The 21,258-nt window shown below is 60.2% G+C and carries 22 protein-coding genes; 6 read left to right on the plus strand and 16 right to left on the minus strand.

The features are described from left to right. Positions 1 to 33 precede the first annotated feature (33 nt). The gene (locus tag FIU93_RS03460; RefSeq protein WP_022999023.1) at positions 34 to 489 is read right to left on the minus strand and encodes a hypothetical protein; all 456 of its coding nucleotides are present in this window, start codon (positions 487 to 489) and stop codon (positions 34 to 36) included. A 234-nt stretch (positions 490 to 723) separates the two neighbouring features. Here FIU93_RS03460 and FIU93_RS03465 point away from each other — a divergent pair, with 234 nt between their 5' ends. The 3 genes from FIU93_RS03465 to recQ all read left to right on the plus strand — a co-directional run bounded on the left by FIU93_RS03465 (position 724) and on the right by recQ (position 4,157). After that, the gene (locus tag FIU93_RS03465; RefSeq protein WP_022999024.1) at positions 724 to 1,101 is read left to right on the plus strand and encodes an MAPEG family protein; all 378 of its coding nucleotides are present in this window, start codon (positions 724 to 726) and stop codon (positions 1,099 to 1,101) included. Between the two features lie 117 nt (positions 1,102 to 1,218). Then, positions 1,219 to 2,112, plus strand: coding sequence for a 1-acyl-sn-glycerol-3-phosphate acyltransferase (locus FIU93_RS03470; RefSeq protein ID WP_022999025.1), 894 nt, complete (start codon positions 1,219 to 1,221; stop codon positions 2,110 to 2,112). A gap of 155 nt (positions 2,113 to 2,267) precedes the next feature. Beyond that, positions 2,268 to 4,157 (plus strand): DNA helicase RecQ, encoded by a 1,890-nt coding sequence (gene recQ / locus FIU93_RS03475; protein ID WP_022999026.1) that lies wholly within the window; start codon positions 2,268 to 2,270, stop codon positions 4,155 to 4,157. 29 nt (positions 4,158 to 4,186) lie between these two features. Here recQ and FIU93_RS03480 read toward each other — a convergent pair whose 3' ends face one another. From FIU93_RS03480 to creD, 5 genes are all read right to left on the minus strand, one after another. Next, positions 4,187 to 4,708, minus strand: a complete 522-nt coding sequence (locus FIU93_RS03480) for a hypothetical protein (RefSeq protein WP_022999027.1) — start codon at positions 4,706 to 4,708, stop codon at positions 4,187 to 4,189. A 137-nt stretch (positions 4,709 to 4,845) separates the two neighbouring features. Next, positions 4,846 to 5,442 (minus strand): peptide-methionine (S)-S-oxide reductase MsrA, encoded by a 597-nt coding sequence (msrA, locus tag FIU93_RS03485; RefSeq protein ID WP_152507486.1) that lies wholly within the window; start codon positions 5,440 to 5,442, stop codon positions 4,846 to 4,848. 354 nt (positions 5,443 to 5,796) lie between these two features. After that, complete coding sequence (locus FIU93_RS03490; RefSeq protein WP_075281688.1) at positions 5,797 to 6,174, minus strand: VOC family protein; 378 nt, start codon at positions 6,172 to 6,174, stop codon at positions 5,797 to 5,799. Positions 6,175 to 6,208: 34 nt separating this feature from the next. Next, positions 6,209 to 6,592: a VOC family protein gene (locus FIU93_RS03495; RefSeq protein ID WP_173017427.1), complete on the minus strand. Its 384-nt coding sequence runs from the start codon at positions 6,590 to 6,592 to the stop codon at positions 6,209 to 6,211. A gap of 178 nt (positions 6,593 to 6,770) precedes the next feature. Then, a complete protein-coding gene (creD, locus tag FIU93_RS03500; protein WP_152504830.1) occupies positions 6,771 to 8,237 on the minus strand; it encodes a cell envelope integrity protein CreD in 1,467 nt (488 codons plus the stop codon). Positions 8,238 to 8,486: 249 nt separating this feature from the next. Here creD and FIU93_RS03505 point away from each other — a divergent pair, with 249 nt between their 5' ends. Further along, entirely contained in the window at positions 8,487 to 9,677 is a 1,191-nt protein-coding gene (locus tag FIU93_RS03505; RefSeq protein ID WP_152504831.1) for an S-adenosylhomocysteine hydrolase, read from the plus strand. Next, positions 9,638 to 10,462 carry a methyltransferase domain-containing protein gene (locus FIU93_RS03510; protein ID WP_209010275.1) on the plus strand — a complete coding sequence of 275 codons (825 nt, stop codon included), beginning with the start codon at positions 9,638 to 9,640 and terminating at the stop codon, positions 10,460 to 10,462. The genes FIU93_RS03505 and FIU93_RS03510 overlap by 40 nt, the downstream gene beginning before the upstream one ends. A gap of 335 nt (positions 10,463 to 10,797) precedes the next feature. Here the strand turns inward: FIU93_RS03510 and FIU93_RS03515 are convergent, their stop codons facing one another. The 7 genes from FIU93_RS03515 to FIU93_RS03545 form a co-directional block, all read right to left on the minus strand. Beyond that, positions 10,798 to 11,580 carry a succinate dehydrogenase iron-sulfur subunit gene (locus FIU93_RS03515; RefSeq protein WP_031268685.1) on the minus strand — a complete coding sequence of 261 codons (783 nt, stop codon included), beginning with the start codon at positions 11,578 to 11,580 and terminating at the stop codon, positions 10,798 to 10,800. Between the two features lie 59 nt (positions 11,581 to 11,639). Further along, the gene (locus tag FIU93_RS03520; protein ID WP_031268686.1) at positions 11,640 to 12,485 is read right to left on the minus strand and encodes an FkbM family methyltransferase; all 846 of its coding nucleotides are present in this window, start codon (positions 12,483 to 12,485) and stop codon (positions 11,640 to 11,642) included. A gap of 12 nt (positions 12,486 to 12,497) precedes the next feature. Further along, entirely contained in the window at positions 12,498 to 14,324 is a 1,827-nt protein-coding gene (sdhA, locus tag FIU93_RS03525; RefSeq protein WP_055657173.1) for a succinate dehydrogenase flavoprotein subunit, read from the minus strand. 5 nt (positions 14,325 to 14,329) lie between these two features. Beyond that, on the minus strand, positions 14,330 to 14,713 hold the full coding sequence (gene sdhD / locus FIU93_RS03530; protein WP_022999038.1) for a succinate dehydrogenase, hydrophobic membrane anchor protein: 384 nt from the start codon (positions 14,711 to 14,713) through the stop codon (positions 14,330 to 14,332). Between the two features lie 10 nt (positions 14,714 to 14,723). Then, positions 14,724 to 15,122: a succinate dehydrogenase, cytochrome b556 subunit gene (sdhC, locus tag FIU93_RS03535; protein WP_055657171.1), complete on the minus strand. Its 399-nt coding sequence runs from the start codon at positions 15,120 to 15,122 to the stop codon at positions 14,724 to 14,726. Between the two features lie 277 nt (positions 15,123 to 15,399). Further along, positions 15,400 to 16,335, minus strand: a complete 936-nt coding sequence (locus FIU93_RS03540; protein WP_022999040.1) for a glutaminase — start codon at positions 16,333 to 16,335, stop codon at positions 15,400 to 15,402. Between the two features lie 130 nt (positions 16,336 to 16,465). Further along, positions 16,466 to 17,146, minus strand: coding sequence for a sulfate transporter family protein (locus tag FIU93_RS03545; protein ID WP_022999041.1), 681 nt, complete (start codon positions 17,144 to 17,146; stop codon positions 16,466 to 16,468). 183 nt (positions 17,147 to 17,329) lie between these two features. Here FIU93_RS03545 and FIU93_RS03550 point away from each other — a divergent pair, with 183 nt between their 5' ends. Next, positions 17,330 to 18,076: a class I SAM-dependent methyltransferase gene (locus FIU93_RS03550; protein WP_152504832.1), complete on the plus strand. Its 747-nt coding sequence runs from the start codon at positions 17,330 to 17,332 to the stop codon at positions 18,074 to 18,076. A gap of 48 nt (positions 18,077 to 18,124) precedes the next feature. On the opposite strand, the gene recR is transcribed toward FIU93_RS03550, so the two are convergent. The 3 genes from recR to FIU93_RS03565 form a co-directional block, all read right to left on the minus strand. Next, on the minus strand, positions 18,125 to 18,733 hold the full coding sequence (recR, locus tag FIU93_RS03555; protein WP_022999043.1) for a recombination mediator RecR: 609 nt from the start codon (positions 18,731 to 18,733) through the stop codon (positions 18,125 to 18,127). Positions 18,734 to 18,885: 152 nt separating this feature from the next. Beyond that, positions 18,886 to 19,206 carry a YbaB/EbfC family nucleoid-associated protein gene (locus FIU93_RS03560; RefSeq protein WP_006935456.1) on the minus strand — a complete coding sequence of 107 codons (321 nt, stop codon included), beginning with the start codon at positions 19,204 to 19,206 and terminating at the stop codon, positions 18,886 to 18,888. A gap of 89 nt (positions 19,207 to 19,295) precedes the next feature. Then, positions 19,296 to 21,155, minus strand: a complete 1,860-nt coding sequence (locus tag FIU93_RS03565) for a DNA polymerase III subunit gamma/tau (protein ID WP_208997855.1) — start codon at positions 21,153 to 21,155, stop codon at positions 19,296 to 19,298. Between the last annotated feature and the right edge of the window lie 103 nt (positions 21,156 to 21,258).

Consider the following 21,258-nt stretch of genomic DNA (forward strand, 5'->3'; position numbering starts at 1 on the left):
CAAAATCCTGAGAATCGACCGTTTTCAGATCACTCAGGCAACCCGGTTCGAGACGGCCTTGCCTGCTGTTTTTGGCGGCTCCACAAGCCTGTCGATCGCCTCCGCAATCTTCTCGAAATAAGTGGCGCAGGCACCAAAACCATCCGGAAAAGGCGGTTTTGCGGCAATGTTCCACCAATGGCTCGATGTCGTGGTCTTCCACTGCGGCGGCAGGGCTACCGGCGCCTGGTCAGCGAGATAGACGACCCTGTCGGGAATTTCAGCATGCGGCATCAGGAAAATGTCGATCGGCTTGGGCGCAAGCCCTTTGGCATCAATTCCCCGTGCCGACAGTATCCGGCGCACATGCCGGCTCAGTTCCTGGGAAGGAGCCACACCTGCGGAGAACGCCCGCATCAGACCACCTGCCCGAAAATTCAGATAGGCTTCGGCCAGGGGCGACAGCAGGCTGTTGTCCGGACAGACGAACAGAACAGTTGTTTTCGACAAGGGGCATTCCTTCGCGGCTGCAGCCCATGCCAATCACGCCATGGGCGGCCTCCCCCTAGCGCCGGGACGGGAAGACTTTATGACAAACCCGGGGCAACATCGAAAATCATGAGGATATCTTCCACGAGCCTGATAGATATGCGCACAAACGCTCGCGTGCAGCCCGGCGCTCTGCTGCAGCCACATTCGGGGTATTCGCGCGCAAGACCTGCAACACGTTCCTAAGGAGCCCACATGCCCGTCGCCTTCTGGTGTGTCCTTGCCGCCGCCATCCTGCCGCTGCTTTCCGTCTTTCCGGCAAAACTGGACAAGTCCTTCGACAACGCCCGCCCACGTGACCCGGACTATTGGCGAGACGGTTTTCGCGCCCGCGCACAGGGGGCACAGGCGAATGGCTTCGAGGCATTTCCCCTGTTTGCAGTTGCCGTTTTCGTTGGCCTCAACCAGGGCGGCGACCCGCACTGGATCGACAGGCTCGCCGTGCTTTTCGTGTTACTGAGGATCATTTATATCGGCTGCTACTGGGCGGACCGCGCCTCGCCGCGCTCGCTTGCCTGGGCAGCCTCCTTCTTGACATCGCTGGCAATTTTCACCAGTTCCCTATGGAGCTGAGCCGCCGATGGGCGGATTCCGATCCTGAAATTCGTACAACGATCATTTGCACCAAGAGGCTGATTTCGTTAACGATGCATCGGAGTGAGGCAGTAATCTCGTGGGCAGAGGTGCATTGTGCGGACGACCGACCAGACGACAGACACCTTGCCGACGCGCCGTCAGGCCGCGGCACAGAGGCAGATTTCTGAGCAGCATATCGTCGACCTTCTGATTGCCGAACGGGGCAAGCTGGTGATGGCCAGCCCGTGGTGGCCCTTCATCAGACCCTTCGCTCACAAGATCCTTCGCTACAAGTCCGCCGTCGAAATGGCCGACACCATTGCGCAGATGGAAGCGCTGGAGGTTTTTGCCCATTTGAGCGGATTGCTGTCGCTTGACGTCACCACGCTTGGCCTTGAACGGGTTCCGCAGGAAGGCCCCGTCGTTCTGGTGTCCAACCACCCGACCGGCATTGCCGACGGCATCGTCCTTTATGATGCGATCAAGTCCCGCCGGAACGATCTAGCGATCTTTGCTAACCGCGATGCCATCCGCATCAACCCGCGCCTTGCCGACATGATCATTCCAGTCGAATGGCGTGCTGACTTCAAGACCCGCGAAAAATCCAAGGAAACGATCAAGCTCGCCTCCTCCGCCTTTGCCAAGGAGCGGGTGGTGGTGCTGTTTCCCTCCGGGCGCCTGGCCTATTGGCACGACGGCAAGCTGACAGAACGGCCCTGGATGACGTCAGCCCTGGCGCTGGCACGCAAGAACAAGGCCCCGATCATTCCCATGCACATGGGCGGGCGCAATTCCGGCCTGTTCTATTTCCTTGCAAGAGTGTCGACCGAATTGCGCGACATGACGGTCTTCAACGAATTGCTCAACAAGGAACATGCCAAGTTCAACGTGCATTTCGGCAAGCCGATCCGGCCGGAAAAACTTGAAGGCGACCTTGGCGATCTTACTGAACAGATGCGCATTCACTGCGCCGAAACGCTGGCGACGGATCCGGACGCCGAGTTCTAGGTGCCAACGCACCGCCTCCACGCGTCTCCTAAGCATCTGATTTTTTGATGCTCTGACCAGGGCCTGCACGTCATCCACAGGCGCGGTTCCGCCTTCATTGCCCTTCGTCCGCGAATAAGACATTGTGCGGGAGAATCAAAGGACCCGTCTCACCCATGCCCGTTTCGCCCGCTGTTGCCGCGGAGGAAGTCATTCCAGTGCAGCATGCCGTTGCTCCGACCGTGCGTCCGGAGCCGAAGCCGCTTGCGGTTCTGCAGAAGGTTTTCGGCTACAGCAGCTTCAGGGGCAAGCAGCAGGCGGTGATCGAAACGCTTGTGGACGGCAACGACGCTGTCGTTCTGTTTCCCACCGGCGCAGGCAAGTCGCTCTGTTACCAGATCCCGGCGCTGTGCCGGCGTGGGGTCGGCATTGTCGTCTCGCCGCTGATCGCGCTGATGAAAGACCAGGTCGGTGCGCTTCGCGCCGCTGGCGTTCAGGCCGCGGCCCTCAATTCCACGCTGTCACCTGAAGAACAGGACGGCATTCGCAGTGCCCTGCGCCGCGGTGAAATCGACCTGCTCTACGTGACACCGGAGCGGCTGGGCACCGAGAGCTTCCGCAAGTTCCTGGACACGCTGCAGATTGCCCTTTTTGCCATCGATGAAGCGCATTGCGTCAGCCAGTGGGGACATGACTTCCGTCCGGAGTACATGTCGCTGTCCTGTCTGCGCGACCGCTATCCGGGCGTGCCGCGTGTGGCGTTGACCGCGACTGCCGACCCGCACACCCAAAAAGACATTCTGGCCCGCCTGCAGCTGGAAGACGCCGCCGTCTTTTCCACCAGCTTCGACCGGCCCAACATCCGCTACGAGATTGTCGAGCGCACCAACCAGCGCCAGCAGCTGCTGGATTTCCTGAAGAAGCACTCCGGCGAGAGCGGCATCGTCTATTGCCTGTCGCGGGCAAAGGTCGAGGACATCGCCGAATGGCTGACCTCTAAGGGCATCAGGGCCCTGCCCTATCACGCCGGATTGCCCGCGGAACAGCGCTCCGCCAACCAGGATGCGTTTCTGCTGGAAGAAGGGCTGTGCCTGGTGGCGACGGTTGCCTTCGGCATGGGTATCGACAAGCCGGATGTGCGCTATGTCGCGCATCTGGATCTGCCCTCTTCGGTCGAGGCCTATTACCAGGAAACCGGCCGTGCAGGCCGCGACGGCGCTCCCTCCGAAGCCTTCATGGCTTACGGCATGGCCGATCTGGTGCAGCGCCGGCGCATGATTGCCGAGGGCGATGCTCCCGAGGAGGTCAAGCGCGCGGAAAATGCCAAGCTGAACGCGCTTCTCGGCATCTGCGAAACGGCCGGTTGCCGTCGCCAGGCCCTGCTGGCCCATTTCGGCGAGACCTACCCCAAACCCTGTGGCAACTGCGACACCTGCCTGTCCCCGGTAGAGACCTGGGACGGCACGGAAGCTGCCCAAAAGCTGATGTCGGCGATCTATCGTACTGGTCAACGTTTCGGCACGGCGCATGTCATAGATGTGCTTCTGGGCAAGACCAACGAGAAAAGCACCCGCTTCGGCCACGACACGCTGTCGGTTTTCGGAATTGGCCAGGACGTGCCGCAGAAGACCTGGCAGTCGATTGCCCGTCAGCTTGTCGCCGCAGGCTACGTCGATGTAGACCATGCCCAGTTCGGTGCTCTGGTTCTGACGGAAAAGGCGCGGAGCGTCCTGCGCGGTGACGAGAAGCTCGCCTTGCGCAAGGACCGGAGCGCGGCTGGCCTGAAACGGACGAGTTCTTCACGTACGGCCTCCATCGCCGATGAACTGGACCATGAAGACAGGCTGCTGTTTGAACGCTTGCGCAGGCTGCGGACCCAGATTGCCCGAGATCAGGGCGTACCGCCCTATGTGGTGTTCACGGACGCGACGCTGGCCGGGATTTCCGCTGCGCGCCCGGTGACCGAAGATGCGCTGCTGGCCGTTTCCGGTGTCGGGCAGTCCAAACTTGAAAAATACGGCGAGGCGTTCCTCGAGCTGGTCGAGGCATTTGAAGCCGGCGTATGACCGCCACGATGGTTGCCGATGAAATCTGGTCAACCGTCCTGCTGCAGGCAGAGCTGATAAACCCCGGCAAGATCCGACAAGGTTTCTTCATCAGGATGCGACAGGAAACTGTCGATGATGTCCCTGAGCGCCAGATGCATGTTCCGGTGCTGGCGCAGACGCCTGTAGGACGAGCCGAGCTTGTAGATCTGTTCGATTTCCTCATGCGAGAAGAGGTCCAGACCCGCAATACCCAGCACGACACCAAGATCAGCATTGGTGCGCCGCGTCAGGTTGTGGGCAATCAGGAACCCGAACAGGCCGGTGACAAATCGGTTTTCGAAGCACAGTTCGTCAAAGTCGCGCTCGACCACTTTCAGCACAAGCTTCATGATCGACACGGTGGCAGCTGCCGCAAATTCGGTCGGTGTGTTGGTGTCACAGATCTCCAACCCTGCTGCTTCCAGCATGGCGGCGGTGGATCTTCGAAGGCGGTCTTCCGTCTCGACGGCTCTCAATTCAGAAATAAATTCCGGCTCTGCTGTAACGCGACTTCCAAACAAGCTCAGCATGTTAGCGTCCTTTCAGACGTAAGCCCACTGAAAGTATGTAGTGCACACCTTACCCTACGGCAAATTGATGCCTGAAAATTCGACGAAAATGCTGTTCTTTTGGGCCGTTCCCAGCGGAAACGGCCCCTTTTCGAATGTTATGATCCTGCCTTGGGCAGCCCCTTGAAGGCTTCGCTGCCCCACACGGCCTTGACCTGTGCATCCCTGCCGCACCCTTTCCTGTAGCCTTTGTAGGCGTCGGCGCGGGTGACGTAGCCGAAGCGGGTGAGCGTACGAACCTGGCTCTTGTAATAGGCCTGGTGGTAGTCCTCGGCGGGCCAGAAAACGGCCGGAGCCTCGACCGGCGTTACGATCTTTCCGCCGAGTGCCTTTTCCGCCTTCGCGATTTCCGCCCTGGCCTGTTTCGCCTGGGTTTCGTCCAGAGGATAGATGGCGGTGGAATAGGCATGTCCCCGGTCGCAGAATTGACCGCCGGCGTCCGTCACATCGACGGTGCGCAGGAAGATCCCGACAAGTTCGGCGTAACTGATCTTGTTCTCGTCGAAATCGACCTTGACGACCTCCCGGTGACCGCCACGATCATAATCCTTGTAGGTAGGATTCTGAGTCTCCCCACCGGCATAGCCGGAAACGACATCGCGCACGCCGGGAAGTTTCTCAAGATCGGATTCAACGCACCAGAAGCATCCTCCGGCAAGCACCGCGGTTTCGGCCTGTGCGGTTCCCGGTGGCATCGACGCCACGAGCGCGGCAAAGAAAGTGAGCGGGAGCAGGCGTTTCATGTCAGGTCCTCCAGGGAGCTGGTTGTGGTCGACCTTTCCCGGGGGATCACCAACCTGGTGATGATTGCGAAACCCCGACCGGAAAGACGACCAGCGCGCTTGGGTTTCAAGCTGTGGTCTTCGACTTTGAAATGCGCTTCATGGGTTGGAAGACCCGTGAAGACATTTCGAATTCTACCCGAAAGAGGTAACGCGCCCGGCGGCTGAGACAAACTCAACTCCGCTCCCCAAACCAGCACATGCCCGTGAGCCTGGCGTGAGGCCCCTCGTTTCGCGCAGCCAAAGCCATGTCCGATCAGGCCGTTGTCAGGCCTCCCAGGCCTTGGCAGCCTCCTCAAAACCGGCGAGTTGCGGTTTGACGACGCAGAACCGGTGACCACTGGTTGCCTGCATCACTGTCCAGCCGTCCAGTTTCTGAACGATGGTCGCGCCCAGACCTTCAAGCCGGGCAACTTCCTTTTCCGGATCGTCGGTTTCGATATCCAGGTGCACGCGGGAGGGATGCTCGACCGACTGGAGCAGGATGCCGATTTCATCTTCCGTGCCGATCAGGCGGCGATAGCGTGGGTTTTTCGGCTCAGCTTCAACAGTGCGCCCGAGCGCACCGGCCCAGAATTCCGCATGGCGGTCGATATCGCCACCTTCACAGTCGATCACCAGATCTCCCAGCCGGCTCTTGTGCATTTTTTTCTCCAAATTGAAATCAGGAAACAAAGACTTATTCAGGCAGGTGACAGACCGCCTCGATATTCAGACCATCCGGGTCGAGTACGAAAGCACCGTAGTAATTTTCGTGATACTGCGGCCGCAGGCCCGGTGCGCCGTTATCCTTGCCGCCGGCTGCGATCGCAGCCTCGTAGAAGGCATCGACGAGCGCCCGGTTCGAAGCAGCAAAGGCGACATGCACCGGTGTTCCGGGGGCTTTGCCTTCACCAATCCAGAAGTCCGGCTTGTCCTTGCCGAAACCGCAATAGGCGGGTCCACTCGTCATTTCAGCGGTGACTTCCATCAACACCTTGATGCCAAGTGGCACCAGGGCCTTTTCGTAGAACGTACGAGACGCCGGAAAATCGCTGACCGCAAAACCGATATGATCAAGAATGGACATCACGTCCTCCCACTCACCTCAATAGAACAAAATAAGAACATTCAAGGGGAAATTGCAAGCCTCGTTTTAGAGCTGCGATGCGCTCAACCGGCAAATGCCAAGCAAAATCGGCGGCGCAGCGAAGCCACACCGCCGACCGGATTGGCGACATACCGGAATGACAGAATGACCGTCAGACCGCTTCGGCTTGCGGCCTCATGCCGACCTGTTGTTGCCCGGACCAGTCGATCCGCTGGGTGGCAAACATGGTAACGGCAAGTGACAGGAACCCGATCATCGAACCGATCAGGAGCGCGTAGTCCTGCTCCTGCATGAGCGCATAAAGCACGCCGAATATCGCAGCCAGGACCGCAAGCATCACGCTTCCGGCAAGACGGCTCTTGAGCGAAGTCCCGATATAAAGCGCATTCAGCAGCGTCGCGGCGGCAGCGGCCACAAGATAGGCCAGACCGTAGCCAACATGCTCTGCAAAGGCGAGCAGCATGACGTAGAAGACGATCAGGGACAGTCCGACCAGACCATACTGGATCCAATGGACCCGCCATCCGGAGCGCATTTCCAAAACGAAAACCGCCAGGAAGGTCAGACTGATGAAGCAGACTGCGTATTTCAACGACCTGGAAATGGTCTGATAGAAATTGACGGGTTCAACGAATTGCACTCCCAGAACCTTGTTTTGCAACGGCATTTGCGGGCCGAGCACCAGTTTGGGAATGCCGCGGGCAAGATAGGGGATGGTCCAGGATGCGTTGAAACCGGCATCGCCGATTTCTCGTGCTTCCGGTAGGAATGCGCCGGTGAAGCCGGGGTGCGGCCAGTCGGATCGAAGGGATACGCTGGTCGTCTGACCGGCCGGGGCAACGTAGAAGGCGGTGGAGCCGTTCAGCTGCATGGGGATGTCGAAAGAAAACCCGTTTCGCCACAAACCCGCAGCGACAGGTGCATTGATACCGGACGCGTTGATCGTGGCAACAGACCGCCGTATCGGCTCCATGGTAAGCGGCCCGAGCCCAGGCTCGAACGGCACGGAACCACTGTCGTTCAGGACCAGTGCGACCTCGCTTTTCAGTGCTGCGATGTCGCCGATGCCGACCACAAGAACCGCCTTGTCCCCGGCAATGTCGATTTGCCCACCGAACTGCGGCTGAAAGTTTTCGGACGACGTTGCCGCGAACCGGCCCTTCAATGTCACGCTGCCATGATAGACGGGCAGCGAATAGATCGATTTCCTGCGCTCCTGAACGGAAATGTCGCCACGCACATCCAGCTTTTCCGGAAACAGGATGGCAGTGTGCCAGCGAATTTCGGTCTTGGCGTTTTCTCCGGTGGAAACAGTGAAGGTCTCGCTGAACGGAACAACCAGGTAGGGTCCGTTGATCTCCTGAATGCCACCCCAGGACCGGGCGATGTCCTGAGCGACATCCCGGGCCCTTTCGGCACGTTCTTCCACCAGCACCCAGACGAACAGGCTCGGCACCAGCAGCATCACGGTCAACACCCCGATGATCACAAACTTGACTGCCGGAGACCCAAGAAAAGACGTTCGGCGGACCGGCTGTTCACGGGGTGAGCGGGGCTGCGAAAATTGAGGTCGCTCCTGCGGTTGTTCAATGGTGTCGTTTTCAGTATCGCTTGTCATGCAAATCAACCCTCTGCCAGAAGGATGTCCCGTCAGGCGGACACCCGGTCAACAGGGCGATCATTGAAGACAGAACAGGACACAAAAGGGCGTGGCCGAGCGGCTTTTCAGTATTGTTTGTGCAGTTCCTGTGCAGTGGCTCAAAAGTTGTTGGATTGCTGCCTCATTTTTCCTGTCTATTTCACAACTCGCACTTGTGCGTACCGGCGGCGCAGTGCCAGAATGGCAGAACCCTCGGAATAACCAACAATGCATCCATTAAGCGACATATCTACCGCGGCCGCGCCCGCCTATGCCCGACGTGCGGACTATCTGCCGGCGCTGGTCAAGCGGCTCGATCTCTTCAAGAGTGAAGCGCACCGGTATCTGCTGGTGGCGCATCTGTTTGACGACACAAGGCGCATGATCGATGCGCTGGGAGGGGTCATGGATTTCGATGCAATCATCGGCATCCCGTATTCCTCCGGCAGTGATGTGACACGGCTGAAATGGCAGGCCGTATACGGCGACAAGGTCCAGTGCCCGAAGACCGAGCCAGAATTCAAAGAGGTCCTGGCCAACGCCTTGCAGAAGAGCCTGGATGCCTGCCTGGCCTCCGACCAGAAGCTCGTCATTCAGGAAGTCGGCGGTTATGCCGTCGAATTGCTGCACGAGCGGTTTCAAGATCAGCTGCACCTTGTCGAAGGCGTGGTGGAGATCACCAAGCAAGGCGTGTGGCGGGCCGGGCAGACGCGGCTGCGGGTGCCTGTGCTCCACTGTGCCGACAGCGAGCTGAAGCGCCTGGAAGCGGTACGTTGCGGCGAGACCATTGCCCGGTGCCTAGATGGGCTCATGCGCGATCTCGGCAACTCCCTGGCCGGCCGGCGCGCTGCTGTCTTCGGAGCAGGCTGGATCGGTTTCGGCGTGGCCAAGGCCCTGCGCCGGCTGGATGTCATCGTCTCGCTGATCGATGTCGACCCGCTGAAAATCGCAGAAGCAAGGTTGTCAGGTTATCCGGCGACCCTTCATCCCACGGATCTCGAGCAATGCGACCTGGTTGTCGGGGCGGCAGGGCGCTTGTCGATAACCCGGGACGTGTTGCAGCAGCTTCGCAACGGCTGCCTAGTGGCGAGCGCCAGTTCCCGGCGTATCGAAATCGACGTCGATTTTCTGGAACAGTCGCCAGCCTGCGACATTCATCCGTCGATCAAGGCTTTCCAGCTTCCCGGCCAACAGGGGGCGGACAAGCAGATCTGCCTCGTCAACGACGGCTACCCGGCCAATTTCATTCCCGGCTCCGGCAGCGTTGCCGATGAAGTGGTCGAGCTGATCCTCGGCGAACTGATCGTGCTGATGGCCGACCTGACCACCTACACCTACGAACCCGGCATTCACCGCTTGGCGACAGAAGGAGAGGCAGTGTGCACCAAACTCTGGATCGAACAGAGAGACCAGACCTAGCGGATGATGAGCAATCCGAAGTTACGGTCCATTCGCACTATCTGGTCAAGAAGCTCGCGAACGCCCAGAGGAACCTGTACGGAACGGTGAAGTTCGACATTGTCGCCCGCACCATCCGGGACTGGGCGCAAGACCTTGGTCGGCCGCCGCGCATTCTCGATATCGGTTGCTCAACCTCGATTTCGAAAGAATACCTCGCCGACACCGGCCTGGATTTCGACTATTGCGGTGCCGATTATGAAGCGGCGTTCGAACCGGACATCGTGCTGGATGCCACCCGTCTTTCCGAACACCGCGACGACCTGCCCTGGCAACCGGATGTGATCGCCCTTCTGGACGTGCTGGAGCATCTGCCAGGCCGTGGCCCGGCGATCGAATCCGTGATGCGTCAATGTGGTGAGGTCATTGCACCGGGTGGACTGATCCTTGCCGTGGTCCCGCAGCTCTACCGTCTCGACCGGCTGAAGCTGAGCCACCTGCACTACGCCGAGCACCAGGTCCGCATGACCTTGAACGAATGGTCGGAGATCATCGGCCGGGCGGTCACGATCGAGTCGGTGCACGGCATCGGCTATCTCTCGTGCCTGCCCTATCTGCCGATGCTCAGCCCCTGGTACGAGGAAACCAACCGCCACGGGAAACTGTTCCACCACCTGCGCGGAAAGACCTTCGAATGGGGCCCGCTGAAACCCGCCGAAATCGCCCTCACCCGCACGCTTGGTCGTGTTCCCGGGTTCAGGGGCTGGTGCAACAGCTCGCTTCTGGTGTGCCGGGCGAAGGTGTGATGCCGGTGGAGCTTTTCTTGAGAACGCGGTAATCCCGGCTCAGCTTCGGTCCTACCAGAACAGGGCACCGTGAAACGCAAAAGCGTTTTCCCGCGTCATTCCGGACAAGGAAGGCGCGCAGCCGACCGCAGATCCGGAATCCAGAAATATGCTGCGCGAATAGCGCTGCCTTATCTTTCCAGAGTGTTCGCTCCGCTCACGCTGATATCTGGATTCCGGATCGGTGCGCAGCTTCACTGCGCGTGTCCGGAATGACGGTGGCAAGGTCGTTCGGAACCAATACAAAAAAGGCCGCCCCCATGGGACGGCCTTTCGATTTTCTGGCGACGCGCAACTTACACCCGGCGTTCGACCATCATCTTCTTGATCTCGGCAATGGCCTTCGCCGGGTTCAGGCCCTTCGGGCAGGCTTGCGAGCAGTTCATGATGGTGTGGCAGCGATAGAGGCGGAACGGATCTTCCAGATTGTCCAGACGCTCGCCGGTGGCCTCGTCACGGCTGTCGATCAGCCAGCGATAGGCCTGCAGAAGGACGGCCGGGCCGAGATAGCGGTCGCCGTTCCACCAGTAACTCGGGCAGGAGGTGGAGCAGCAGGCGCACAGAATGCACTCATACAGGCCATCAAGCTTCACCCGGTCTTCATGCGACTGGCGCCATTCCTTTTCCGGCGCTGGCGATACTGTCTTCAACCACGGCTCGATCGAGCGGTGCTGGGCATAGAAATTGGTCAGATCCGGCACAAGGTCCTTGACCACCGGCATGTGCGGCAGCGGGTAGATCTTGACGACGTCGCCGGCAATCTCATCCATGCCCTTGGTGCAGGCCAGAGTATTGGTGCCGTCGATGTTCATCGCGCAGGACCCGCAGATACCTTCGCGGCAGGACCGGCGGAAGGTCAGTGTCGGATCGATCTTGTTCTTGATGTAGATGAGGCCGTCGAGCACCATCGGCCCACAATCGTCCGCATTGATGAAATAGGTATCGACGCGCGGGTTGCGGCCATCGTCCGGGTTCCAGCGATAGATGCGGTATTCACGCAGGTTGGTGGCGCCTTCCGGCTTGTCCCACACCTTGCCTTCCGTCACCTGGGAGTTCCGGGGAAGCGTCAGCTGAACCATCTCGTTACTGCTCCGCGTTGGGCCCTTGGTTTCGCGTCCAGGGCCAAATCGTCTTTCGCTCAGGCAGAGAGCTCAAAGACCATGTTGTCATTCGTCTGGCCGGTTACCCCGTAGCCGCGGTTTGCCAGTTCACTCAGGCAATCCTCGGTCCAGTAGGGCCGGCAATTGGTTTCAAGCAGGATCACGCGGGGCCAGAGGCTCCGGTCCGCGTGCCTCAGGAAAGGCAGGACCACACGGTCCTCGAAGCCTTCCACATCAACTTTCAAAACATCGATCCGGGTGAGGCCCTGATCGTCGGCTATGGCAGTCAGCGGACGAACCTTGACGAAGGTCGGTGTCCAGTCGCCAGCCCATTCGCCGGTGGTCAGGTCCTTCACGAAGGTGGCAAAGCCGCAGTTGCTCGGTTCCTGCCACAGCGGCAGCGTATCGTCGCGCGGGCCAACGGCTGAATTGACCACCGTAACGGTGTCCAGGTCGTTTGCACGTACGTTGAAACCGAGCTTCGTTGCCGTCTGCGGGTTGGCCTCGATCGCAACAACCTCCGCGCCGAGACCGGCGGCAAAGATCGAATAGGAGCCGATGTTGGCGCCGATATCGACAAACACCTTGCCCTTGCCCAGATGCGGTTCGATCAGCTTGTGCTCTTCGCGCTCCGGCAGGCGGCCCTTGGCCAGGATCTTGCGATCGTCATAGTTTTCACCCGGATAGATCCGGAACTTCAGACCGTCGGCTTCCAGGTCGTAAGGGCCCTTGAAGAACCGCGCCACCAGGGAGCGGATACGCTTGCGCAGGCCCTTGGAAAGGTCGTGCCGGTCGGCAAGACGCCAGGCAGCCCGGACCATCCGCTCGGCGGGATATGTGCCGAACGGACTTCTCGTGTCCAAAAGGGTTGCCACCTGGCTCACCGTGCCGTCTCCTTAGTAGACGCGCGCTTTCGGCGCGATCTTCTTCGGATCGATGCCACCCTCTTCAAGGGTGGTCAGCGGATCGAGCACCACCGGACGGTAGTCCAGCTTGACGTTGCCGGCTTCGTCGACCCACGAGAGCGTGTGCTTGCGCCAGTTCTCGTCGTCGCGGCCGGCGAACGGACCGTCCTTGTAGTCCTCGCGGGCATGGGCGCCGCGGCTTTCCTTGCGGGCTTCCGCGCCGTAGACCGTGGTGATGGCGTTGGCCATCAGATTCTCCAGCTCCAGTGTTTCCACCAGATCGGAGTTCCAGATCAGCGAACGGTCGGAGACCTTGAGGTCCTTCATTTCGCCCCAGATCTCGGTCAGACGCTTGCAGCCCTGCTCCAGGCTTTCCTGGGTCCGGAAGACGGCGGCGTCTTCCTGCATGGCACGCTGCATCTTGTCGCGAAGATCGGCGGTCGGGATGGAACCGGAAGCGTTCCGCAGCTTGTCGAAGCGGTCCATGATCTTTTCACAGGAAGCTTCGCTCGGCGCCGGAACGGCCGATTTCGGATCGACGACCTCACCAGCCTTGATCGCCGCCGCGCGGCCGAAGACCACAAGGTCGATCAGCGAGTTGGAGCCGAGACGGTTGGCACCGTGAACCGATGCACAGCCGGCTTCACCGACGGCCATCAGGCCTTCCTGGATGCGGTTCGGGTTGTTGCCGTCCGCGTTCAGCACTTCGCCCCAGTAGTTGGTCGGAATGCCGCCCATGTTGTAGTGAACGGTCGGCAGGACCGGGATCGGATCCTTGGTCACATCCACGCCGGCGAAGATGCGGGCGCTTTCGGAAATGCCCGGCAGACGTTCGGCCAGCAGAGCCGGATCGAGGTGATCCAGGTGCAGGAAGATGTGGTCCTTGTCCTTGCCGACGCCGCGGCCTTCGCGGATTTCCATGGTCATGCAGCGCGAGACCACGTCACGGGACGCAAGGTCCTTGGCCGACGGTGCGTAGCGCTCCATGAAGCGTTCGCCCTCGGAGTTGACCAGATAACCGCCTTCGCCGCGTGCCCCTTCGGTGATCAGGCAGCCGGAGCCGTAGATACCGGTCGGGTGGAACTGGACGAATTCCATGTCCTGAAGCGGCAGGCCCGCACGGGCCACCATGCCGCCGCCGTCACCGGTGCAGGTGTGGGCGGAGGTTGCCGAGAAGAAGGCGCGGCCGTAACCGCCGGTCGCCAGAACCACCATCTTGGCGGCAAAGCGGTGCATGGTGCCGTCATCGAGGTTCCACGCGATCACGCCCTGGCACACGCCGTCTTCGGACATGATCAGGTCGAGCGCGAAATACTCGATGTAGAATTCGGCATTGTTGCGCAGGGACTGGCCGTACAGCGTGTGCAGGATGGCGTGTCCGGTCCGGTCGGCTGCAGCGCAAGTGCGCTGCACGGGGGGGCCTTCGCCGTAGTTCTGCATGTGACCGCCGAACGGGCGCTGATAGATGCGGCCGTCTTCGGTCCGGGAGAACGGCACACCGTAGTGTTCCAGTTCGTAGACCGCCTTCGGCGCTTCACGGGCCAGGTATTCCATGGCGTCGGTGTCACCGAGCCAGTCGGACCCCTTTACCGTGTCGTACATGTGCCATTCCCAGCAGTCCGGCGTCATGTTCTTGAGCGACGCGGCGATGCCGCCCTGGGCAGCAACGGTGTGGGAGCGGGTCGGAAACACCTTGGTGATGCAAGCCGTTCTCAGGCCCTGCTCGGCCATGCCGAGCGTGGCCCGCAGGCCTGCGCCACCGGCGCCGACGACCACCACATCATAGGTGTGGTCGACAAATTCATAGGTCTTGGCCATTCGGGTCAGCCTCCAAAGCCAATCTTGAGCACTGCGAAGACGCAGCCGAAACCGATAAAGGCGCAGAAGAAGGTGTTCGCCATCAACGTGAGGAACTTGATGCCTTCGCCATGCACATAGTCTTCGATGATCACCTGCATGCCGAGCTTCATGTGATAGACGCCGGAGAGGATAACCAGGAGCAGGATGATCGAAACGAGCGGGTTCTTGAGGGTCTCGACCACGTCACCGTGGGAGGAGCCCTGCATCGCGATCACCAGGATCACGAAGAACGAGATCAGGAACACGTTGGCGACAGCGGTCAGACGCTGCTTCCAGAAGTGATCGGTGCCTTCCTTGGCAGATCCAAGGCCGCGTACCTTATTCAGGGGTGTGCGCATATCTGTCATGACACTCTCCTTAGCGAACCGCGTAGCCGATGATCCAGAGGATCAGCGTGACGGCAACGGACCCGATGATGGTCGCCTTGGCGAGCCACTCGCGCGCTTCCTTGCCGAAGCCCGCACCCATGTCCCAGATGAAATGGCGCAGGCCGCCGAGCATGTGATGCACAAGCGCCCAGGTGAAGCCGAACAGGATCAGACGGCCGATGATCGAGCCGTAGATGCCGTTGACGAAATCGAAGTAGCTGGGGCCCGCCGCAGCGGCGATCAGCCACCAGGCCAGCAGGACAGTGCCGAAATAGAGCGCCGCGCCAGTGATGCGGTGCAGAATCGACATGACCATCGTCAGAATGGGCTTGTAAATCTGAAGATGGGGCGACAGCGGGCGGTTGCCCCGCAGATCGGCGTTCGACATGGAATTCCTCTCCCGTACGACGCTAGAGCGAAATGCGCTTAAGATGACCCGTTTGAACCTGGTTCCGACCCCGGACGAACCGGCGCAGCCTCCTGGCCAAACGACCCAACCTCAACTCACCTCACCCCAGTTTACGTTTACGCAAACGTAAGCAAATCAAAGCGTTGTCTAGGTGCGTAATAGCGCCAACGCTTCAAAAGGTCAAAATATCCTATAGGCCTAATTGCAAGGAAACTACTTCTATATCGTTTAAATTCATCCGGTGACAGAAAGTGACCTAAACGTGAGCCCCTTCGCCCCCGTGGGGAACGCCGAACACCGACCAGCCGGTTTTGTGAGCAAAATGCTCCATTGCTTCCGTGCCCAGCTTGGAATTGCCGTACTTGTTGAGACCCGGCGACCAGACGGCGATCGACGCCCGGCTTGGTGAAATCACGAGAATGCCGCCGCCGACACCACTTTTGCCCGGCATGCCGACACGAAAGGCGAAATCGCCCGAACCGTCGTAATGGCCACAAGTCATCATGAGGGCATTGATCCGCCTCCGGCGCTCGATCGAAACAAGGCCCGGCATCCGGGGCGCATCCACCAGAAAGCGGCCGGCAAGCGCAAGCTGCCGGCAGGACATCTCAATGGCGCATTGATGGCAGTAGGTGCCAAGCACCTTGTCGACGGAAGCCCGCAGATTGCCGTAGGACGCCAGATAATGGGCAAGGGAGAAATTGCGGTGTCCGGTGGCGAGTTCCGACTTCGCGACCTTCTCGTTCATGTGGATGCTGTCGTCGTCGCAGGCGGCGCGAATAAAGCGCAGCAGTTCGCCCAGAGCTTCCCGTGGCGTTGATCCGGCCAGATAGGTATCCGTCGTCACCAGCGCCCCGGCATTGATGAACGGATTGCGGGGAATGCCGTCTTCCCGCTCCAGAAGCAGGATCGAATCGAAGGACAGCCCGGAGGGTTCGCGCCCAACCCTGTACCAGAGCTGATCTCCGACCCGGCCGAGCGCCAGAGCAAGGGCAAAAATCTTGGAGACGGACTGGATGGAGAACGGCACATCGGCATTGCCGGCTGTGAATACCCTGCCATCGGCCAGGGCGACGGCTATGCCGAACTGGTTGGGATCGATGCCTGCCAGTTCGGGAATATAGGTCGCGACATTGCCTTTGTCGGGATTGGCCGCAGCGGCTTCCGCGATTTCCGTCAGCAATTCCTGCATGTGCTCCTCCGGTTCGGAGGGGCACTTGGTCAGATTGCCATGGGATATGCAAGTGTCGGGTGACGTCACGCCATCCTGGCGGCCTCAATTGCAGGGTGCCGTCTCCCGCCCCGCAAGAGCGAGACAATCTTCAGGCGCGCGCCACATTCTGTCGCTGCGCTGCCAGCAGCTTGAAAAGGTGCAGCATGAAGATGGTCGCAAAGATCGGTGTCACCAGGTTGAGAATCGGCACGGCAAGCAAGCCGGCGATGATGAGACCACCGAGAAAAACGGTTCCGCCCCGTGCCTTGCGGAATGCCTTCGCCTCGGCCGCCGGAAGAAACCGCATGGCGGCGAATTCGAAGAATTCCCGGCCGAGCAGGTAACCGTTCACGATGAAGAAGGCGACCAGATTGACACCGGGCACAAGCAGCAGCACCAGGGCAAACAGGTTGCCCAAAATCACGACGCCGGTGAACTTGATTGTCTGCACGATCGACTGCGACAGCGGCAGTGCGCGGCCCGGCTGGTCGTGCGGATAGTCCTTCTTGTCGACGATATCCGCGATTTCGTCCTGAAAGAGGCCGGCGAAAAGCGCTGAAATAGGCGCAATCAGGAAACCGAGTACGAATATTGCGCCAATGCCCGTCAGAACGGATATTGCCGTGTCCATCCAGGCATAGGGCAGCGCGACGAAGGCCGCGATCACGCCCTGAAGGGCGATCCAGATGACAACCAGCACGCCAAGTGTAAAGCCAAGCATCTTCCAGAAAATTGCCCGGAACGGCGGTTCGAACACCTCGGACATGGCGCGGGAAGCAGCTTGGAACATGACACCTTCAAATTTCTCGTGAACGACCGCCTCGACATAAGTGCAGCGCCGATCATGTGCAAGCCCGCAGACGATAGCTGCCCGAAAACTAAACTTAATGTTGTGAACACCTGCTTCTGAAACTAGAGTTTGTCAAACGGTTGTTCGTTGCCGGTACTTTACACCCCAGGTTCGGACCGCACGATGCTGCATCTTCATTTCGCCCCCGACACCGACATCACCAAGGGGCTGGCACCCGAAGCCCTGAAAATGTTCCAGTTCGAGTGGAACATCTATCACAAGCTGGTGCGTGCCAACGAAATGCACCACCGGGAAATCGGCCAGCTCTTGCGCGACGAGATCGGCAGACGTTTTGACAGGCCTTTCGCTTTTCTGGATCTGGCCTGCGGCGACGCCAGTCTTGCGCAGACGGTGCTTCAGGACAGCAAGGTTGCGACCTACGAGGGCCTCGACTTGTCACGCCCGGCGCTGCAATGCGCCGCCCGGGTGATGAAGGACGTGCCGTATGATGTGGAACTTGCCGAAGAGGACATGGTGGAAGGCATCGTGAGCCGTCCGGCCAGCGCCAACTTCATCTGGTGTGGTTATTCCATCCATCATCTTCAGCGCGCGCAAAAACAGGAAATGCTGTCAGCGATCCGCAACGCGCTCAAGCCGGGCGGCGTCTTCGTCTGCGCGGAGCCTGTGTGCCTACCCGGCGAAACACGAGCCGATTATACACGCCGCTGGCAGAAAGAACTGCGCCACCGGTTTCGTTCACTTACCGACGCCGAATACGACCACCTCTGGGAGCACATCAGCACGCACGACTTTCCCGAGACCCCGGAAGACTGGTTGGCGATGGGCGAGACAGCTGGTTTTACATCAAGCCGGGAGATCTTCCGGTTTCCCGGCGATCTGTTTTGCGCCGCGTTTTTGTATGAGAAGTGAGGCTGTCGGTTTCGGCAGTGTGCCAGGTGCCTGGTTTCCAGCGTGTTTCTAGAACCGCGTCCGAGCGCGCAGCGCCTGCGCCAGCGTGCCTTCGTCCAGATAGTCCAGTTCGCCGCCGACGGGCACCCCATGGGCGAGGCGGGTGACATTGACCTCAAGATGGGACAGCTGGTCCATGATGTAGTGGGCCGTTGTCTGCCCCTCGACGGTGGCGTTGATCGCCAGAATGACTTCCGAAAAGCCTTCCGACCCGCAACGGTCGATCAGCGAGGCGAGATTGAGATCCTCCGGGCCGATGCCGTCGAGAGGCGACAGGGTACCGCCCAGGACGTGATACCGGGCATTGACCGCGCCGGCACGTTCCAGCGCCCACAGATCGGCAACATCCTCGACCACCACCAGAACACTCTGGTCGCGTTTCGGATCTGAACAGATGGTGCAGGGATCGGACGTATCGACAGTGCCACAAGTCGAGCAGATGCCGATTTCCCGAACAGCAATGCCCATGGCGTCCGCCAGCGGCACCAGCAGCTGATCCTTTTTCTTGATCAGATGCAGCGCGGCACGGCGCGCCGAACGCGGGCCAAGCCCCGGCAATTTCGCCAGGAGCTGGATCAGCCGTTCGATTTCCGGTCCTGCCACACTTTTCTGTGCCATGGTTTTCTCTTCAGCGCGCGTTGACGACCACCTGAAAGACCTGCCGCGTCAAACCGGCCGGATCGCTCCACTGATTTCCAGGAAGCAACCAAGAGGCCGGCTTACGAGGCATGGCGCGAAGCCCTTACGGCCGCCACGCACTTCAGTTGGTATCAGAACGGCAGTTTCATGCCGGCGGGCAGGCCCAGACCACCCATCAGTTCCTGGGTCTTTTCCTGAATTGCCTGCTCGACCTTGGCACGGGCTTCGGTGTGGGCGGCAATCAGCAGATCCTCGAGGATCTCCTTTTCCTCTTCCTTCAGAAGAGACGGATCGATCGACAGCGACTTCAGATCGCTCTTGCCGTTGAGACGCACGGTGACCAGGCCGCCACCAGCCGAGCCTTCGGCCTCTATCTCAACGATCTGCTCCTGCAGCGAGCCCATCTGCTCCTGCATTTGCTTGGCCTGTTTCATCATCTTGAGGAAATCCATGGAACGACTCCTTCCAAACCCTCACATGGCGCGGATTTCCGCGACCTTACCTATCTGGGAACTGCATTTAGAAGAACAAGAAGCGCGGATCAATCGTCTTCGTCATCCCCGAGCGCTTCGCTCAGGAGCGGATCGCTGACCATCGGGTCAGCCAGAGCAGCGTCGTCTTCTTCGGTGACCTGAACCTTCACGTCGACAACACGGGCACCCGGGAACTGCGCCAGCAGGGCAGCAACGGTTGGGTGCGACTTCGCGTCGGACAGGAGTTGCTGCTGGTTGGCCTCCTGCTCCTCGTGGATGGTCGGGCGTCCCTGAGTGCGGGAAACCACGACAAACCAGCGCTGTCCGGTCCATTCGGTCAGTTTGCGGCCGAACTCGCCGGCGATATCGGCCGGGGCGTCGTCCGTCGGCTGGATCTCGATCTTGCCGGGTTCGAATTTCACCAGACGCATCAGTCGCTGGATCTTGACCTTGAACGGAATGTCGCCCTTCTCGGAGGCAAGGGCGGCGCAATCGTAGAGGCTCTTGAGATTATAGGCCGGCTGAGCCTGCGGTTCGGGCGCGGCTTGCGGCACTCCCTGAGGCGCGGGCCTGCCGCCCTGGATGGCCGAGAGCTGAGGACGGGCGCTTGCCTGCATGGTCGGGCCACTGCCCGAACTGCCGGGCGCGTAGTTCATGCCGACAGCCATGGCGGATGTACCACCGCCACCACCGGCAGGTGCTCCGCCACCACCAGATGGTGCCGCACCGCCAAACGGGTTCTGGCCATTCTTGATCTGTGCCATCAGGTCGCCCGGATCCGGCAGGTCCGCGGCATAGGCAAGGCGCACCAACACCATGTCCGCAGCGGCCAGTGGCTTGGACGCGGCCTGAACTTCCTGAACACCCTTCAAGAGGATCTGCCAGGCGCGGGACAGAAGCCGAACGGAAATCTGCTCTGCAAACTCCCGGCCGCGCGCCCGTTCAGCTTCGGTCACCGACGCTTCGTCAGCCGATTTCGGCGCAACCTTCATGCGCGTGACAAGATGCGTGAAATCCGCCAGGTCCGTCAGCACGATGGCCGGATCCGCACCGACCTCATATTGCGCCTGCAGTTCGCCCAGGGCGTCCTCGATCCGGCCGGCCATGATGTGGCCGAAGAGGTCAATCACCCGGGCACGGTCCGCAAGACCCAGCATCTGGCGCAGGTCTTCCGCCTCGATGGCGCCGGCGCCATGGGCCATGGCCTGATCGAGCAGGGACAGGGAATCGCGCGCCGACCCCTCCCCCGCACGGGCAATCAGCATCAGGGCTTCGTCGGAAATCTGGATGCCCTCGGCATCGGAGATCCGGCGCAGCAGACCGATCAGCTTGGATTGTTCGATCCGGCGCAGGTCGAAACGCTGGCAGCGCGACAGGACCGTGATCGGCACCTTGCGGATCTCCGTCGTCGCGAAGATGAACTTCACGTGCTCCGGCGGCTCTTCAAGGGTCTTCAGCAGACCGTTGAAGGCGGCGTTCGAAAGCATGTGCACTTCGTCGATGATGTAGACCTTGTAGCGCGCCGTTGCCGGGCGGTAGCGGGCCGCATCGATGATCTCGCGAATATCGTTGATGCCGGTGTGGGAGGCGGCGTCCATCTCGATGACGTCGACATGGCGGCCTTCCATGATGGCCTTGCAGTGCGTGCCTTCCTGCGTGAGTTTCACCGTCGGCTTGTCGGCAACGCCCGGCACTTCGTAATTGAGGCCCCGCGCGAGGATGCGGGCGGTGGTGGTCTTGCCGACACCGCGCACCCCGGTCAGCATCCAGGCCTGCGCAATCCGCCCGGTTTCAAACGCATTTTCCAGCGTCTGCACCATCGGCTCCTGGCCGACCAGATCCTCAAACGTCTTCGGCCGGTACTTGCGCGCAAGAACGCGGTAAGCACCATCGTCGGTCGCCGGTTTCACCGCGCCCTGATCCGCCATCAACCCCGGCGTCTGCCCGCCGTCACTTTCGGAAAAGCCTGTCTCGTCCATGAGCCGCACCATAACCATTTTTTCGGAAAGTGGGACGGGCTTTTGAAAGTTT

The organism is Labrenzia sp. THAF35, assembly GCF_009363595.1.
Lineage (GTDB): Bacteria > Pseudomonadota > Alphaproteobacteria > Rhizobiales > Stappiaceae > Roseibium > Roseibium algicola.